Below are 15,674 nucleotides of genomic sequence, written 5' to 3'. Positions count from 1 at the left end.
AAGCAGCCATGGCCCGAGAAGGCGATCGCTGAGGTCACGCCGGACATCACCAAGAACATCACAGGAGGCGACGCAATGAGTGACCCGATGAACGTCCTGGCCCCCGAGCACCGTCGGCTCCGGATCGGCGACGCCTGGCGCGACGCCGCCGGCGGAGCCACCTTCGCCGTCGAGGACCCGGCCACCGGCAAGACCATCGCCGAGGTGGCGGACGCCGACGCCGTTGACGGGCTCGCCGCTCTGGACGTGGCCAGCAAGGCAATGGCGGAGTGGGCGGCGACCCCGCCGCGAAAACGGTCGGAGTTGTTGACCGCGACGTACCGGGCACTGACCGAGCGATCCGAGGAGGTCGCCCGGCTGATAACGCTCGAGATGGGCAAGCCGCTCGCCGAGGCTCGGGGAGAGGTGGCCTACGGCGCCGAGTTCTTCCGTTGGTTCGCCGAGGAGGCGGTGCGCGTCGAGGGGCGCTACAACACCGCTCCCGCTGGTGGCTATCGCATCCTCACCGTGCCGAAGCCGGTCGGACCGTGCGTCTTCGTGACGCCCTGGAACTTTCCGTTGGCCATGGGCGCCCGCAAGATCGCTCCTGCGCTGGCGGCGGGCTGCACGACGATCACCAAGCCGGCGGCCCAGACGCCACTCACCATGCTGTTGCTGGCCCGCATCATGGAGGAGGTCGGCGTTCCCCCGGGCGTCGTCAACGTCGTGACAACCAAGCGCGCCGGCGAGGTGGTCTCAGCACTGCTGGCCGACCGTCGGACCCGCAAGCTCTCGTTCACCGGGTCGACCGAGGTCGGGCGCGTGCTGCTACGACAGGCGGCGGACAACGTGCTGCGCACCTCCATGGAACTGGGCGGCAACGCGGCCTTGATCGTGTGCGCCGACGCGGACCTGGACGTCGCGCTCGACGGTGCCATGGTGGCCAAGATGCGCAACATCGGGGAGTCCTGCATCGCGGCCAACCGGATCTACGTCGAGGAGCCGGTGCGCGAGGAGTTCACGGCGCGCTTCGCCGAGCGGATGGGCGCGCTCTCGGTGGGCCATGGTCTCGACGACGGCGTGGACGTCGGGGCGTTGATCGACGAGGCCTCGGTCACCAAGATCGACGAGCTCGTCGCCGACGCGGTCGATCGCGGCGCCCGTGTCCTGGTGGGCGGCGAGCGTCCGGATGGGCCGGGTTACTTCTACCCGCCTACGGTCCTCGTCGACGTGCCCGAGGACGCGCGGATGCTGGAGGCGGAAATCTTCGGCCCGGTGGCGCCGATCATCTCGTTCACGTCCGACGACGAGGTGATGGCGAAGGCCAACGACACCGAGCACGGCCTGGTCGGATACGTCTTCACCCGTGACCTCCAGCGGGCGCTCCGGTTCACCGAGGGGCTGGAGACGGGGATGGTCGGCATCAACCGTGGTCTGATCTCGGACCCGTCAGCTCCGTTCGGAGGCGTGAAGCAGTCCGGGATCGGCAAGGAGGGGTCGCACGAGGGCATCCTTGAGTACCTCGACGTCACCTACGCGGCGATCGACCTACCGTGACCGGCCTGCTGCCGCGGGTGGCCGCCGAGGATCACCGCGCCCTGCGCGCACATGACCTGACCGGCCTCCACCCGTGGGGCGGGACCCGGGCCATGGTCGGCACGAATCCGCCGGCACCCGGGGACGCCGTCGACTCCGCCGGTGCGCGCGCCACAGACGCGGCCGCGTCGGTGGCCGGCGCGATCAGCCCTTTCGGCGGTCCCAAAGGCTACGCCCTCGGGCTCATGACCGAGGTGCTGGTCGCGACCTTGACGCGTACCGCCCTTGCCGACGCCGTCCCGGTCTCGCAGGTGACCTGGACGTCCGCCCAGCACATCACCGCCGACGTTCCAGAGAGGCACGGACATGCTTGAGACCGTCCGCGGACCACGCCAGCTGATGGTGGGCGAAGGGGTCGCGCAGAACATCCCACGAGTGGTGGCCGAGTGTGGCTCGCGAGTCCTCATCGTGACCGACCGGGTTCTTCTGGGGCAGCCGGGCGTGGCCGAGATCGTGGCCGCCGTGCGGGAGAAGGTCGAAGTCGTCGGGGTGTTCGCCGACGCGACTCCGGACGTGCCGCTCGACGATGTCGCCCTGGCCGTCTCGGCCGCCGCGGAGGTGGACGCCGACGTGATCCTCGCCATCGGGGGTGGCACGGTGATCGACCTCGCCAAAATCGTCGGCGTCATCCGGCGCCACGGTGGGACGCCGCGCGACTTCTACGGCGAGTCGAAGGTGCCGGGGCCGACGATTCCGCTCGTCGCCGTCCCGACGACGTCGGGCACCGGCTCCGAGCTCACCCCCGTCTCGGTGTTGACCGACCCGGACCGCGAGCTGAAGGTGGGGGTCTCCAGCGTCCACATCGTGCCCGACTTCGCCATCGTCGACCCCGAGCTCACCTACACCTGCCCTGCGACCGTCACTGCCCACTCCGGCATCGACGCGTTCTGTCACGCGGTGGAGAGCTACACCGCGCGCCCCCGGGCCCACGGACCGCGCGACCTGGTGAAGCAGGTCTTCCTCGGCCGCAACCCGATCACCGATCACTACGCGCTCCTGGCCGCGGAGCGGATCGCCCGCAGCTTGCCCCAAGTCGTCAGGGACGGAGGCGACAAGGACGCGCGCGCGGACATGTCCTATGGGTCCGTGCTGGCCGGGCTCGCATTCTCCCACGCAGGCAACGCGGCTCCGCACGCCCTCCAGTACCCCATCGGCGCAGCCACCCACACGCCGCACGGCCTGGGCGTCGGGCTGCTGCTGCCCTACGCGCTGGACGCGGCCAGGGATGCCATCGGCGACCGGTTGGCCATCCTCGCCGGGGTGTGCGGGCTCGACGTGACCGACGCCTCGGATGCCGAGGCCGCAGACACGTTCCTCACATGGCTCGACGGGCTCCTTGCCGACATCGGCATCCCTGCCACCTTGGCGGACATCGGCGTGGCACGCGCCGACCTCCCGCGCTTCGCGGAGATGGCCAGTGGCGTCACCCGCTTGATCCAGAACCACCCAGGCCCGACCGACACCGCCAGCCTGACCGCGATCCTCGAAGCGGCCTGGATCGGGGACCGGACCCGACATGTCCTGACTCCGGAGCAGAGATGGTGACGGGCCTTTCGGCTTGCGCTTGCGCTTGCCGTGCGCGCGCAGCGCGGTGATGGTGTCCTCATCCAACGCGATGGTGTGGTCGCCGGCCTCGGCCCGACCGCCTCCCCCGGCGCGGCCCGCGCAGGGCGATCAGCCGGTACAGCGCGGACAGCCGGTTGGTGGCCGCCTGGGCGAGGAAGGCAACGCAGCACTAGGCTGGCGGGGATGGCGGGATCGGCGGCGGGCGCGCGGACACAGGAGCAGGTGCGGCAGCGGAACCTGAGTGAGGTGCTGCGGCACGTCCACAAGGAAGGGGCCGTGTCACGGGCCGCGCTCAGCCGCCGGATGGGCCTCAACCGCAGCACCATCATGGACCTGACCGCCGAACTCGCCGCCGCCGGGCTGGTCCGCGAGGGCGTGCCCATCGGGCGGGGTCGCGCTGGGCGGCCGTCCATCGTCGTCATGCCCGAGCAGGGGACGCTGTACGGGCTCGCGTTCGACGTCGCCGTGGACCGGCTGCTCGCGGCCCGTGTCGGGCTCGGCGGCCGGGTCCTCGACCGCCGCGAGGCCGTGCGCACCCGCGCCGGGGCCGACCTGGAGAACATCGTAGGCGTTCTCGCTGCCTTCGGCCGCGAACTGGTCGTCGGGGCCGGTCCGGGCTCGTTGTGCGTGGGTGTGGGCGCGTCCTACTGCGGGTTGATCAGGCGCGCCGACGGCACGGTCCGGTACGGACCGCACCTCGGCTGGGTGGACCAGGCGTTCGGCGCGGAACTCGCCGCCGGCCTCGGTCTCGGGCTTCCCGTCGAGGTCGGCAACGAGGCACACCTGGGCGCGATCGCCGAGCACGTGCGCGGCGTGGGATGCGACGTCGACAACCTCATCTACCTGCACGGGGACGTCGGCGTCGGCGGCGGGATCATCGTCGGCGGCAAACTCCTGGACGGAGACGGAGGCTACGGCTGCGAACTCGGGCACATGCTGGTCAACCCGTTCGACGGACGGCTCTGCCTGTGCGGGTCGCGCGGCTGTCTGGAGGCCGAGGTGGGGGAGGAGGCGCTGCTCGACTACGCGGGACGGTCCGGCGAACTCGTCGGACGCGACGGTATCCGGGCAGTCGTCGCCCTCGCCGGGACCGGCGACGCCCGCGCGCGGGACGCCCTCGACCGCATCGGCGACTGGCTCGGTGTCGGCGTCGTCAACCTCATCAACCTGTTCAACCCGGCGCTCGTGGTCTTCGGCGGGATGCTCCGCGATGTCTACCCGGGCGCCGCGTCACGCGTCCGTGCCCGGATCGACGCGCATGTCCTGCCGGTGTCGCGCGAACGTGTCCGCCTGGCCGTGACGGCCCTCGGCGACGACACCACGCTCGCCGGTGCCGCCGAACTCGCCTTCGCCAACCTCCTGGACAACCCCCTCGACACACTGGCCACCCTGCGCTGATGAGATCAGGACGGCCGCGCCGACAAACCGATCGGCACAGCCGTGCCGTAAACGATTGAGGTCGTAGCGGTCACGTCACGGAAGGGCTGCATCGTGGAGTCCGGAGGACGTTGGTGCCTCGACTGAACCAACAAGATCAGCCGCTGCGTCCGGCTTCACCTCCCGTCCTGCTGGGCGCACGAAAGCCCGAGAAGGTGTGGCCGGTGCCTGCGGGCACCAGCATCTGTGCCGAACTCTGGCACCACGAGCCCGGTGGCGGCTGTTCGAGCTGGGGCCTTCCCTGCGACACGATGTAACGCCGAGATTGGGGAGCACCAACGCACCAGAGGCGACTGCTTCAGTCCCGCCCGCCCTACCGCCTCTCCGCCCGGACCAGATCGAGCGCAGGTTCGACCACGGGACCAGTCAGAGCGGCTGCAACACGGTTCCGAGTTGCAGCCGCTCAGGAAGGCGGGCGGAGCGCCGCCACCGGGCTCACGTTCTTCAGGTCTGCTGCCTAAGCTTTCCCGGGACGAATTGCCACATCATCGATCTGGAACGCAGGTCCGGCGGTGCTCGCGTTCCAGACAAAGGTCCAGTCGACGCGGGTCGCGCCCGCGGGCGCGGTGAACGTGCCGGCTGCTTCGGTCCAGGCTGTCTTCCGGGCCAGGGAGATGGCGTCGGTGCGCAGCACCGTGCCGGACTCGTCGCGCCACCGCACGTTCCACGTGACGGCAGGCATGGTCGCCACGGCCTCCCGGTACCACAGCGACACGTGGTAGCTCGTACCGGCGACCACACCGCTGTATCCGGGGAAGTTGTCAAGCGCGACCGCGCTGCCGGACGCCTGGGCGCTGGTCATCTGCAGCGAGCCCGTGCCACCGTGCGCGCCGCCGGTCTGGCGCGCCAGGCCGGCCCCGTACCACGGGGTGTAGGGCGAGGTCGTCGAGCCGGACTCGAAGTCCTGCTCGGTGATCGCCGGCGGGGCGGGCGTGCCGCCGTCGAACGTGCTGCCGGCGTCCTGGCCGTACTGGGGGCCGACCCACAGCCCGGGCACGATGCGATTGCCCATGTCGGTGACCCTGAACTGCCACGGTCCTGTGTAGGTGTTGTCGTGCCAGGAGTTGTTCGACCCGTGGACGATCGACTGCTGGATCACGGCGCCCTTGTACGGGGACCAGTCCGGGTACGTACCCCAGTTGGACAGCAGGGCCATGTGCCCGCAGTACTGCGTCGGGCAGCCGCCGTTGACGGCGCCGGGGTCGAAGGCGAACGTGTTGTGGTGGATGTCGACGTTCTTCGTCCACCAGCGGCAGTCGGTGTAGAGCGGCTCGCCGGCGATGGCGGGAGCCGAGCACTGTGTGGTGTTGGTCGGCCCGACGATCAGCGTGCAGTCGCGGGTCGTCGAGGCCGGGCTGTTGCAGAACCGGTCGGCGTTGGCCCACGCGGTGATCCCGCCCCAGTTGTTCTCGAGCCGGTTGCCGGTGATCTCGATCTTGCCGGTCCGCGCCTTCACGCGGGGCTCACCATCCGCCTCGGACAGGTAGATCGCCGCTTCGGGGAACGGGTCGCCCTTCGCTGCCCGCTCGGCACCGGAGGCCCAGGCGTTGCCGCGGATGGTGTTGTTCCGGATCACGGCGTTGTAGCTGATCTCGTAGAAGATCGCGAGCGACTCGTTGTCCTCGATGAGGTTGTCCTCGATGAGGAAGTCGTTGTTGTTGGTGTCCGCCCAGACCCCCGGCCCGTGGTTGCCGTGGACCCAGTTGCCGGTCACGTCGGCGCCGTTCACCGCCCAGAACTTCATGCCACCGGTACATCCGCACCCAGGCTCCTGGTGCTCCCAGTCCTCGGTGTTGTTGCCGGTGAACTCGTTGTCCGCCACAACCAGGCCGGTGATGGTGTTGCCGTCCTTGAATGCATTCAGGCCGTACTGCCCGTTGTCCTTGAGGCAGTTGCCGCGGATCGTGTTCCTGGCCCCGGCCATCAGCCCCGCGCCGGAGTTGTCGCGGATCGTGTTGTGCTCCACGACCCAGTCGTCGCCGGAGTCGTGGTTGACCACACCCTGATCGCGCGGCGCGACGAATCCGGTGATGGTCAGGTACCGGATCGTGACGCCGGTCGCCTGCTGGGTGAACGCGTACCGGTTCAGCCGCTGCCCGTCCAGTACCGCGCCGGGCGCGCCGATGAACGTCGCGCCGTTGCCGGGCATGATCTGGGCGTACTGGTCGGTGCCCAGCGTGTGCGTGCCGGTCTCGAAGTAGTACGTGGTGTTCGCCTTGCGTAAGTCCACGCCGCTGTTGTCGCCCTCGGGGACCACGACCGCGCCGGCGGGCGGCGTGGTCGGGCCGTTCAGCGACGGGCTGCCGCAGACCGCTGCCTTTGCCGTCGCCGAATCGGTTGCCGCATCGACCGCGTCGCCACTCGCCGGCGTCGCGCCGCCCATGACGACCGTGGCGAGGGCCACCAGCGCCACCGGCCAGGTTCTTCGCATTCCTGTATTCCTCCAGGTCTTGACCAGCCTTGGCCGCATTCGACTGCCAGCCGTCGCCGCTGTCGCCAGAGCTCGCGCCTACCCTCAAGATCAAACGCTGAGAGAGTACTGCAGGGCCGATGCCGACGTCCTGCTGATCAGGGACAGCGACAGACATCGAGGTCGCGCCGGGCTGGATTCCCTTGCTCGCGGCCGGCGCATCCGGCCGATGGCCGCGATCGTTCCCGCGGCGGTCGGGGATGTGTTCCTGTCCCCATATTCACCCCCATGAGGACAAGCCACAATGTCACCATGCGCCTCCCCTCCTGGTTCGCCGACCGCGCCGAACCCGACGCACCCGCCGAGACCGAGATCAAGGTCTCCACACTCGAGCTCTTCTTCGACCTGGTCTTCGTCTTCACCATCACCCAGCTGACCGCCCTGCTGACCGACGGTCTCGACTGGGAGAGCGCGCTGCGCGTGGTTCTGGTGTTCGGCGTCCAGTGGTGGATGTACTCGGGCTACGTCTGGCTGACCAACGCGATCCCCCCGGTACGGCCGGCCCGCCGGATCCTGGTCCTGCTGGGCATGACCGGGTTCCTCATCATGGCGCTGGCCATCCCCACGGTGTTCGAGGGCGGGTTCGCCTTCGCGATCGGCTACCTGCTGCTCATCCTCGTCCACGCCGGGCTCTACCTGCAGTCGACCGCCGCCTTCAGCCGGGTCGTCCCGTACAACCTGGCAGGGACCGCGCTGATCGCGGCGGCGAGCCTGTTCGACGGGCCGTGGAACTACGTGCTCTGGGCGGCGGCGGTCGTGCTGCTGTACGGCAGCCCGTACTTCATCGGGCAGAAGGGGTTCCCGCTCAAGCCGGGGCACATCGTCGAGCGGCACGGCCTGCTGGTGATCATCGCGCTGGGCGAGTCGATGCTGGCCATCGGCATCGGCGCGCACGGGCAGGCGGATCTGCCGACACTGGTCGCGGCCGTGCTCGGGATGGCGCTCGCCGCGTGCCTGTGGTGGTGGTACTTCGGCGGGGACGACGAAGTGGGCGCCGAGCACGCGCTCGCCGCGTCGGACCCCGAGCGGCGCACCAAGCTCATCCTGCGCGTCTACTTCTACGGGCACGTCCTGATCCTGCTCGGCGTCCTCGGGATCGCGGCCGGGATCAAGAAGGTGATCGACGAGCCTCTGGCCGGGCTCAAGCCGGGCGCGGCGGTGGTCCTCGCCGTGGGCGCGGTGCTGTTCCTGGCGGGGCACTCGTGGTTCCGCCGGAGCCTCGGCCTGGCCGATTCCCCGCTCCGGCCGGCCGCGGCCGGGCTCGCCGCGGTGTCGGCGGCGCTCGGCCTGTGGTCGGCGACGGCGCAGCTGGCCATGCTGGTGGTGGTACTGGCCGGCGTGCTGGCCGTGGAATCCCGCCACGACATGGCGCGGAAGCTCCCTTCCTGAAGCAGGTGCCCGCGGCGGCCGATCAAGGTCTCAGACGCGTACCACCGCGGTGTGGGCGTGCCCGCGGCTGCCGCCGACGTCCACCTTGACCGCGCGCTTGGCCCTGCGCACGCTCCGGCCGCCTTCCTCGACCGATCGCACCGGCCAGGGCAGCGTGATCTTCACCTCGTCGGCGGTCCTGGACGGGTCGGAGACCGCGAGCCGTACCCGCTCGTGGTCGCGGCGGATCAGCAGCGCGCACGGGCCGTCGGCGGCGAGCGGCCCATGCGCGGTCTCGACGGTTCCCGCGCGCCAGAAGACGGCGGCGATCACGTCGTCGCGGGAGACGGCCTGCACCGTCCGGGAGTTGGCGAGGATCTCGACCCGGCCGCCGTAAGCCGCGGTCTGCGCGACGGAGGCCTCGGGCAGGACGGCGTAGGCGTAGCGCGCCTTGCGCGGATCGACGCCGTGGTCGACGAGGATCGTCGTGTAGTGCCTGGTGACGGGGGTGCTGTCGCCTCCGGTGGTGGCGCCCTTGTCGATGTCCCGCCAGCGGCCGGTGCGCTTCTCGCGGATCACCTTCGCGTCGGCGCCGTCGAGCAGCGCGTAACCGGCCACACCGGACAGGTGGATCCAGCCGTCGCCCCGGGTCAGCGGCGGATGCGCGTCGTGGGTGTTGCGGTTCTCCACGATCGTCTCGACGCGGCGGCCGTCGGAGGCGGTGATGCCGGCGCCGAGGGCGATCACCGCGTCATCGAGGAGGAACCACGCCTTCCTGGCCCGCAGCGAGGAGCCGTCGGCGATCAGCTTCATGGCCGCCACGCCGTACTCGCCGTCGAGTGCCACGCCGCCCGCCCACGGGGTGGGCGGCAGGCGGCGCTTGCCGTGCGGGAGATCGGCGCGTCTGCGGGTGTCGACCGTCGTGCCCGGCAGCCGGTACGGGTCGATCGTGGGCCACAGGTCGTCGTTCCAGTGGGTGAGGTCGCCGGTGTAGAGGTAGGTCATGCCGTCGCCGGTGTACCAGCCGTGCAGGTTCTCCCGGTTCATGGCCTCGGCCGCGCCGATGCGCTGCGAGCTCATCGCGATCGCGTACGCCCAGCTGGGACGGCGGTGCACGACCCGGTCCATGTCGGCGAAGACGTACGTGCCGGTCGTGCGCGGGCCGACCGGCACCGACGGGTCCTCCAGCAGGGCCTTGGCCGCCGCGATGCTCGCCAGCGGTGCGAGCGTGTCGTAGGGGATGGCCTGGTTGCGGGTGAGCCAGCCCTTCACCATCGGCCGCCAGCGCCGGGCATGGCGTTCGGGCGCCGCCTCCAGCAACGTGAGGATGGACTCGACCGCCTTCTGCCCCGAGTGGTAGTCACGGTGGCCCTGCACCGAGATCTGCCGGCCGCGTACGCAGTCCATCATCAGCCCGTCGAAGATGAACGGCGCGAACGAGCGATCCACGAGGTCGTAGACGTTGCCGATTCCGGTGATCTCCCACGGCGACCCCGCGAGCATGGCGATCAGCTTGGCCACGCTCTCCAGGTAGTCCACGCCGTAGCTGCCGGTATAGGGGTACACGTCGTGCTGGATGAACGACCCGTCACGGTAGAAGCCGTCGCCCGGGCCCCTGGTCGGCCGCAGCAGGTCGGAGACCGCGTCCCCGGCCCGCTTGATCAGGCGTGCGTCGTGGGTGAGCAGTCCGCGCATCGCCACCGCCATGGCCTTGCCCGCCCGGTTGGCGCCGGTCTCGACGACGCCGTGGTGGCTGACACGGCGCTCCGGGTCGGGGCACCAGCGGCGTAACGGGCGCAGCCAGCGTTCGAGGCGGTCCTTGGGCAGGCCGTCGTACAGCAGGGCGCACGTGTCGGTCAGCGAGCGGGGTACGCCGATCTCCCACCAGTACCAGTTGCTGCCCCGCCGGTCGAGGCCCTCGTTGTAGGCGTGCTCGTACAGGAAGTCCAGCGCGCTGACCGCGGTCTCGGCGACCTGCCTGTCCCCGTGCATGGCGGTGCCCGGCGTGGCCCAGCCCAGCGCCAGGGTGCGCATGCGGTTGTAGGCGCGGTTGAAGTTGCCCGTCCGGGGGTCGTCGAGCGGCAGGTCGGGCCACAGGCTCGGGCGGCCCGGGGCGGGCTTCAGCTTGCGCAGCACCGCGTTGGCCGAGCCCTCGATCGCCTGCGTCTTGTCGGTGTAGGCGGGGTTGTACGACCCGCCGGCCAGCAGGCTCACCCACCGCTCACGCGCGGCGTCGAACGCGGCGGCGGTGCCGGCCGCCGCCGGTCTGTCCCACAGGGCGAGGCCGGCCACGGCCGCGGCGCCCAGCAGTGCGGACCGCCGGCTGAGGGGGTGGGTCATGAAGGCCTTTCCGACAAACAGGTCAATAACAGATGAAAGGATCATATGTCGCCGTCTCGCGGCGACGTTCCTGCGCGGACCGCGGGACAGCGTCGACTCTCCCGAGACAGGGATCCCCGCCGCCACGGCTGACGCCGGCCCCTGACCACGATCATGACATCGCCGCGGCTCGGTGTTTCCCGCCCGTCCCGGAGGTCACGCCCCCGCGTGCAGGAACGCCGCCCAGGCCGACGGCTGCCCCGGCAGGGCCGCGCGCATGCGGCGCGTGGCCATGTGCAGCGCGAGCGCGCCGGGGATCCGGGCCCGCGCCTCGGTGGTCCCGCGAACCTCGCGATGAAAGTCGGCGGCCATCGCCGCCGCGACGTGGTCGCCGATCTCCCACAGCGTGGCCACGGCCTGGGCGTAGCCGGCCAGCTGGAAGGCGGAGGCCAGGTGGATCGCCTCGTCGGCCAGCCTGGCGCCGCCGCGTGCGGTCGCGCACGCCGACAGGTAGGCCAGCTCTGCGTCGTCGAGGTCGAGCCGGCTGATCTCGGAGACGCTCAGCGGCCCGTCGTGCAGCAGCAGGCGGCTCGCCGACGGGTCGTACGGGTCGCTGCCGGCATGACAGGCGAAATGGGCGACGGCCGCCCCGGGCAGCGCGGCCAGCACGGCGGCGCGCGACGCCCGCGCGCCGATCAGCGCCGGACCCGGGAGCCCGGCGGTGACCTCGGCGGCCTCGCCCGCCGTCTCCGGCAGCGCCGCGTGGCCGGGGGTCCGCGGCATGGCCACGGTCAGCCCGGCGCGGCGGGCCGGCACGGGACGGGACCGGCTGTGCAGCAGGGCCCGCAGGGTCGGCGTGTACGAGGACACCACCCGGTCGAGGACCGACGCGCCCGCGATCGCGTGATGCCCGGCCGCGTGCAGCGGAAGGGAGTTGAGCGGCCCCGTCGGCGACCACCAAAGCCGGGGCCACGCCCCGTCCTCGGGCGGCCAGGTGAGCCCCAGCTCCGTCAGCACCGGCTCGGCCAGCACGTCCCACAGCCAGCCGAGGGTGTCGAGCAGCACCTGCTGTGCCTGCCCGCCCAGCGGACCGGGACCGGTCCGCACCATGGCGATCGCGGCGTGGAACGCCTCGGCCTGCTCGAAGAGCTCGGCGGCCCGCAGGCGAGGCAGCGGCACCAGGCGCACGCCGTCGGCGCACAGGGCCAGCGCGTCACAGCGGCGCGGATGGACGTTGACGGTCACGACCGGCCCTTCGGCGGCGACCGGCAGCAGGTCGGGCATGCCCAGCGGCAGCGGCAGCTGGAACCGCCCGAACGCGGGCAGAGCCCGGATCCGGCCGGCCAGCCCGCTCCACTCCCGGGCCAGGTCACGCATGCGCGCGGACTCTTCCGGCGTCGGCTCATGGCCGGGATCGGCGGCCGCCGCGCGCATCCGCTCGCGCAGGGCGACGAAGCGCTCGGCCAGCTCCGGGTCGGCCGCCCGCAGGTTCGCCAGCTCCCTGCGGGCATTGATCGCGCTGGACAGCATCAGCGCGCGGCCGTCCTCGAGCGCTTCGAGCGCCGCCGGCACGTCACTCCGGGTGATCGCGGACACGGCCTCGTCCGAGGACAGCCTGGCCAGGCCGCTCGGCCGCAGGTCGTCCTCGTCCGGGGGGACCACCGACGCCGCCATGGCCCGCATCCGCGTCGCCGCCCCCCACGCGATCATGAGCCGCGTGGCCTGTCCGGGATCGGCGGAGACGACGCGGCGGGCCAGGCCGGCGGCCTCCTGATAGGCCTTCTCGTCGTGAACGAGCTGGTACTGCTGGAACAACGTGTGGGCGAGGGTCTTCAGCGTCGCCGTGTGCTCCGGGAGCCCCTCCGGCAGGGCGGCGAGCCGTTCGCGGTCGCGTCTCAACGTGTCCTCGATCAGTGCGAGGGACTCGAACGGGGACAGCAGCGCGCCGCCCATCGCGGACATGTCGGCCATCGTGCCGGCGGACACGTGGAGCGCGCTCATCAACGACGGCAACGTCTCCATCGCCTGGGAGAGGAGGGCGATCATCTCCTCGGCCTGCCCGGGCTCGCCCGGCTCGCCGAGGCGGGACCGCCCCAGGGTCAGCCGCGTCATGGTGTGGTGCAGCGCCAGCACAGGGCGTTCGGGGCTGTCGTCCGGCAGCGCCCGCAGCACACGTTCGTGCAGTTCGAGAAGCTCGTCGAGACCGGCCGTGTCCACGGGCGGGGGCGGCGACTCGGCAGGGGTGAGGAGGCGCGTCAGCATCGCGTCGAGCCGATCGCCGGGAGCCAGGTGACGGGTTCGCCGCCGGGCCAGTTCGAGCGCCGTTGCCTCCAGGTCGGTGCCGGAGGGATCGCGCAGCAAACCCGCCGTGAGGTCCATGAGCTGCGCGAAGTGGCCTTGCCCGTCGGACGGGGCGACGCCGATCAGCCGGGTGGTGACGGCGAGCCAGTTGTCGGGTTCGTCGGCGGCGTCGCCGCTGGTGGCCGGGATCGTCCGCCGGAACAGGTCGGTCAGTTCGGTCATGCGGCGCCGCGCCTCCGGGCTGAGAGCGACGGTGGGGGCGGGCTTCGGGCTCCGCATCAGCTCGGCCCTGGCCAGCAGCCGCAGCCGGGCGCGCCGCTCGGGTGCGCGCCCGGGCGTCTCCCGTGCGGCTCTGCCCAGGGCGGCGACGGCCTCGTCGAGTACGGCGGGATCGGCCTCGCCCGTGAAGTCCGTCAGCAGCAGCAGGGAGGAGCCCAGGTCGGCGAGGATCTGCGGAAGGTTCTCGGTCGCCTCCGTCGCCGTGTCCACGGCGATCCGGAACAGGTCGACGGCCTCGGCCAGCATGGCCGTGTCGCGGGAGGCGACGGCCTTGGTCCGCAGCGCCAGGGCCAGGCCGTTGGCGCAGCGGGCGTGGTTCCCGTGCTCAAGGGGAGTGTCCTGGAACGACTGCCTGAACACCGCGACGGCCTCGTCGAGGTTCGGCGGCTCGGGGCTCCCCTCCTCCGGGGCCAGCGCGTCGGTCAGCAGGAGCGCGTACCCGAGATTGGACAGGACCGTCGCGAGGGAGGGGTGATCGGGCGGAAGGTCGTGCGCGGCCCGGCGCAGCAGCGTGACCGCCGTCTCGCCGTCGAGGCGGCGCTCGAACCGGGTGAAACGGTCGAGGAGGAACATGGCGAGGTTCGACAGCGCCTCGGCGAGCGCGTGCGCCCGCTCCTCCCCCACCGGCTCGTCCGGGCCGAACACGTCGGTGAACGAGGCCCGCACCTGGCCGGGCAGGGCGTCCGGCCGGACCAGATAGAGCGGCGTCAGCAGGACCGCCGCCCGGCCCCACGCCTCCTGGCCCGGCACGCCGGGCAGGGCCGCCGCGCGGAGCCAGTGCACCAGGCCGGCCGCGTACAGCACCTCCTGGTCCGCGCCCTCCGGCGTGGCGAGGAACTCGAGCAGCCGCTCGGCCTCGTCCAGGGCCTCGGGGCCGAGGACGGCGGCGGCGTCACGGGCGTCCGTCACCGAGGCGAGCCGGGCGCGCAGGGCGCTGAGCAGGTGGTCACGCATCGTCGCCTCGCAATCAGGTGGCTTTCCTGAACCTCTCGCTGACCGTCCTCCCGCGTCCCGGCCGGATAGGACGGGTCTCGTCGTCGAACCGTTCCAGCAGGTCGTCCAGGTAGACGTCCACGGTCGCCTCGACCAGTTCGGCGTACACCTCGGCCGCCCCCCTCGCCCGCCGCCACGCGACGAGCCCGGCGCACAGCCCGATGACCGCGCCCGGCCACCACACCAGGCCGAGCGCCGCATACAGCGCGGCCCACCCGCCCAGGGCGGTCGCCTCGTCGAAACGCTGCCTGCTCTCCGTGAGCGGCTCGCGCGCCGAGCCGGGCAGCAGCAGCCACAGCCGTGGCCAGGCGGCGGCCAGGTCCACGCCGTACTGCTTGCGCACCCTCGTCGCGGGGGCGTGCAGCCGGTCGCCGATCCAGGTCGGCCGGCGTGGCTCGGTGAGCGCGACCGCGTTCCTGGCCTCGGCGAGCTCGCCGAGACGGCCGTGCTCGCCCGCCTCCTCGGCCTCCCGGTACTCCTGCCTGCGTTTGTCCCAGACCCGTTTGCGCCGCTCGGTGAGCGCCCTCGCCAACGGGCGCGCGAAGACCGGCCACCGCCCCGCCAGCAGGTGCTCGACGGGCGTGCCGAGTGCTCGCGCGACGAACCCGGCCGCCGCCGACACGGCGAGCAGGGCGGCCAGCAGCAGCGCGGTCCGCGCCAGGTCGGCCTGCCGGGGGCCGCCGAGCAACGCGGTGAACTCGATCGACCGGCGCCACAGCAGCCCGGTGTCCGCCCAGCTCCGGTGCCCGAGCACCACCGCCGTCGCGGCGACCGCCGTGAACACCAGTCCGGGCAGTACGAGCAGCGCGACCCACCGCTCCGCGACCTTCTTGCCGAGTTCGGCGAGGAAGCCCGTCATGCCGCGATCTCAGCCGTCGGCCGAGAAACGCAGGGCCTGCTCGTGGACCTCGCAGGTGGGCAGTTCGGCGTCGGCTTCGCGGTGTTCGACGCGGGTGCAGGTGCCCAGGGGGCACACGTAGCCGCCGACGACCGGGCCGCGCTCGGAGTCCAGCTGCGGGGGCAGCGTGGAGCGGGTGGATCCGCGTTCCTCCGGCTCGGGTCCGGCCCCGATGCCCAGCCGGGTCAGGAACCGCTCGATCGGCTCGCCGCGCCGGGCGGCCCGCAACGCCTGCGCCACGACCGCGCGGCGCTCGCTCGACGCGGGGCCGCGCAGCAGAGTGCGTAAGTGCGGCAGGGCGGCGCAGAACACGGCCAGCGCCTCCTGGTCGGGCTCCGCCGTCACGGTTCCCCTCCCGATGCGACCCTCGACTGTGGCAAAGATCATAACCGGGCGGGACGGCGGATCTGGAGGCCTTTCTCGCCGCACTCCGGTGACCGGCGCTGCCCGGCGGCGCGGCCGGGCAGC

The 15,674-nt window shown here is 71.8% G+C and carries 10 protein-coding genes; 5 read left to right on the top strand and 5 right to left on the bottom strand.

The genetic code is table 11. The annotated features are described in order from the left end of the window. Nucleotides 1-75: 75 nt before the first annotated feature. The 4 genes from AB0H81_RS13075 to AB0H81_RS13060 all read left to right on the top strand — a co-directional run bounded on the left by AB0H81_RS13075 (nucleotide 76) and on the right by AB0H81_RS13060 (nucleotide 4,539). Complete coding sequence (locus tag AB0H81_RS13075) at nucleotides 76-1,536, top strand: NAD-dependent succinate-semialdehyde dehydrogenase (protein WP_358373329.1); 1,461 nt, start codon at nucleotides 76-78, stop codon at nucleotides 1,534-1,536. Beyond that, on the top strand, nucleotides 1,533-1,889 hold the full coding sequence (locus AB0H81_RS13070; RefSeq protein ID WP_358373327.1) for an Ldh family oxidoreductase: 357 nt from the start codon (nucleotides 1,533-1,535) through the stop codon (nucleotides 1,887-1,889). Before AB0H81_RS13075 ends, AB0H81_RS13070 begins: the two co-directional genes overlap by 4 nt. Then, nucleotides 1,882-3,120, top strand: a complete 1,239-nt coding sequence (locus AB0H81_RS13065) for an iron-containing alcohol dehydrogenase (RefSeq protein ID WP_358373324.1) — start codon at nucleotides 1,882-1,884, stop codon at nucleotides 3,118-3,120. Before AB0H81_RS13070 ends, AB0H81_RS13065 begins: the two co-directional genes overlap by 8 nt. Nucleotides 3,121-3,324: 204 nt before the next feature. Then, a complete protein-coding gene (locus AB0H81_RS13060; protein WP_358373321.1) occupies nucleotides 3,325-4,539 on the top strand; it encodes an ROK family transcriptional regulator in 1,215 nt (404 codons plus the stop codon). Between the two features lie 496 nt (nucleotides 4,540-5,035). Here AB0H81_RS13060 and AB0H81_RS13055 read toward each other — a convergent pair whose 3' ends face one another. After that, a complete protein-coding gene (locus AB0H81_RS13055) occupies nucleotides 5,036-7,009 on the bottom strand; it encodes a right-handed parallel beta-helix repeat-containing protein (protein ID WP_358373318.1) in 1,974 nt (657 codons plus the stop codon). 291 nt (nucleotides 7,010-7,300) lie between these two features. On the opposite strand from AB0H81_RS13055, the gene AB0H81_RS13050 reads away from it, so the two are divergent. Further along, nucleotides 7,301-8,437, top strand: coding sequence for a low temperature requirement protein A (locus AB0H81_RS13050; protein ID WP_358373315.1), 1,137 nt, complete (start codon nucleotides 7,301-7,303; stop codon nucleotides 8,435-8,437). A gap of 30 nt (nucleotides 8,438-8,467) precedes the next feature. Here AB0H81_RS13050 and AB0H81_RS13045 read toward each other — a convergent pair whose 3' ends face one another. The 4 genes from AB0H81_RS13045 to AB0H81_RS13030 form a co-directional block, all read right to left on the bottom strand. Continuing rightward, the gene (locus tag AB0H81_RS13045) at nucleotides 8,468-10,756 is read right to left on the bottom strand and encodes a polysaccharide lyase 8 family protein (RefSeq protein WP_358373312.1); all 2,289 of its coding nucleotides are present in this window, start codon (nucleotides 10,754-10,756) and stop codon (nucleotides 8,468-8,470) included. Nucleotides 10,757-10,951: 195 nt separating this feature from the next. Next, entirely contained in the window at nucleotides 10,952-14,269 is a 3,318-nt protein-coding gene (locus AB0H81_RS13040) for a CHAT domain-containing protein (protein WP_358373309.1), read from the bottom strand. A 13-nt stretch (nucleotides 14,270-14,282) separates the two neighbouring features. Beyond that, on the bottom strand, nucleotides 14,283-15,167 hold the full coding sequence (locus AB0H81_RS13035; protein WP_358373307.1) for a hypothetical protein: 885 nt from the start codon (nucleotides 15,165-15,167) through the stop codon (nucleotides 14,283-14,285). A 9-nt stretch (nucleotides 15,168-15,176) separates the two neighbouring features. Further along, nucleotides 15,177-15,551 carry a hypothetical protein gene (locus AB0H81_RS13030; protein WP_358373304.1) on the bottom strand — a complete coding sequence of 125 codons (375 nt, stop codon included), beginning with the start codon at nucleotides 15,549-15,551 and terminating at the stop codon, nucleotides 15,177-15,179. Nucleotides 15,552-15,674 lie beyond the last annotated feature (123 nt).

The organism is Nonomuraea sp. NPDC050691, assembly GCF_040654455.1.
Taxonomy (GTDB): Bacteria; Actinomycetota; Actinomycetes; order Streptosporangiales; family Streptosporangiaceae; genus Nonomuraea.
Note: the sequence above shows the minus strand (reverse complement) of the source record. Positions and strands in the feature narration are given on the sequence as shown.

Coding starts and splice junctions, on each gene's coding strand:
- AB0H81_RS13075 (WP_358373329.1), top strand. CDS start 76: ATGAGTGACCCGATGAACGTCCTGGCCCCCGAGCACCGTCGGCTCCGG.
- AB0H81_RS13065 (WP_358373324.1), top strand. CDS start 1,882: ATGCTTGAGACCGTCCGCGGACCACGCCAGCTGATGGTGGGCGAAGGG.
- AB0H81_RS13060 (WP_358373321.1), top strand. CDS start 3,325: ATGGCGGGATCGGCGGCGGGCGCGCGGACACAGGAGCAGGTGCGGCAG.
- AB0H81_RS13055 (WP_358373318.1), bottom strand. CDS start 7,009: ATGCGAAGAACCTGGCCGGTGGCGCTGGTGGCCCTCGCCACGGTCGTC.
- AB0H81_RS13050 (WP_358373315.1), top strand. CDS start 7,301: ATGCGCCTCCCCTCCTGGTTCGCCGACCGCGCCGAACCCGACGCACCC.
- AB0H81_RS13045 (WP_358373312.1), bottom strand. CDS start 10,756: ATGACCCACCCCCTCAGCCGGCGGTCCGCACTGCTGGGCGCCGCGGCC.
- AB0H81_RS13040 (WP_358373309.1), bottom strand. CDS start 14,269: ATGCGTGACCACCTGCTCAGCGCCCTGCGCGCCCGGCTCGCCTCGGTG.
- AB0H81_RS13035 (WP_358373307.1), bottom strand. CDS start 15,167: ATGACGGGCTTCCTCGCCGAACTCGGCAAGAAGGTCGCGGAGCGGTGG.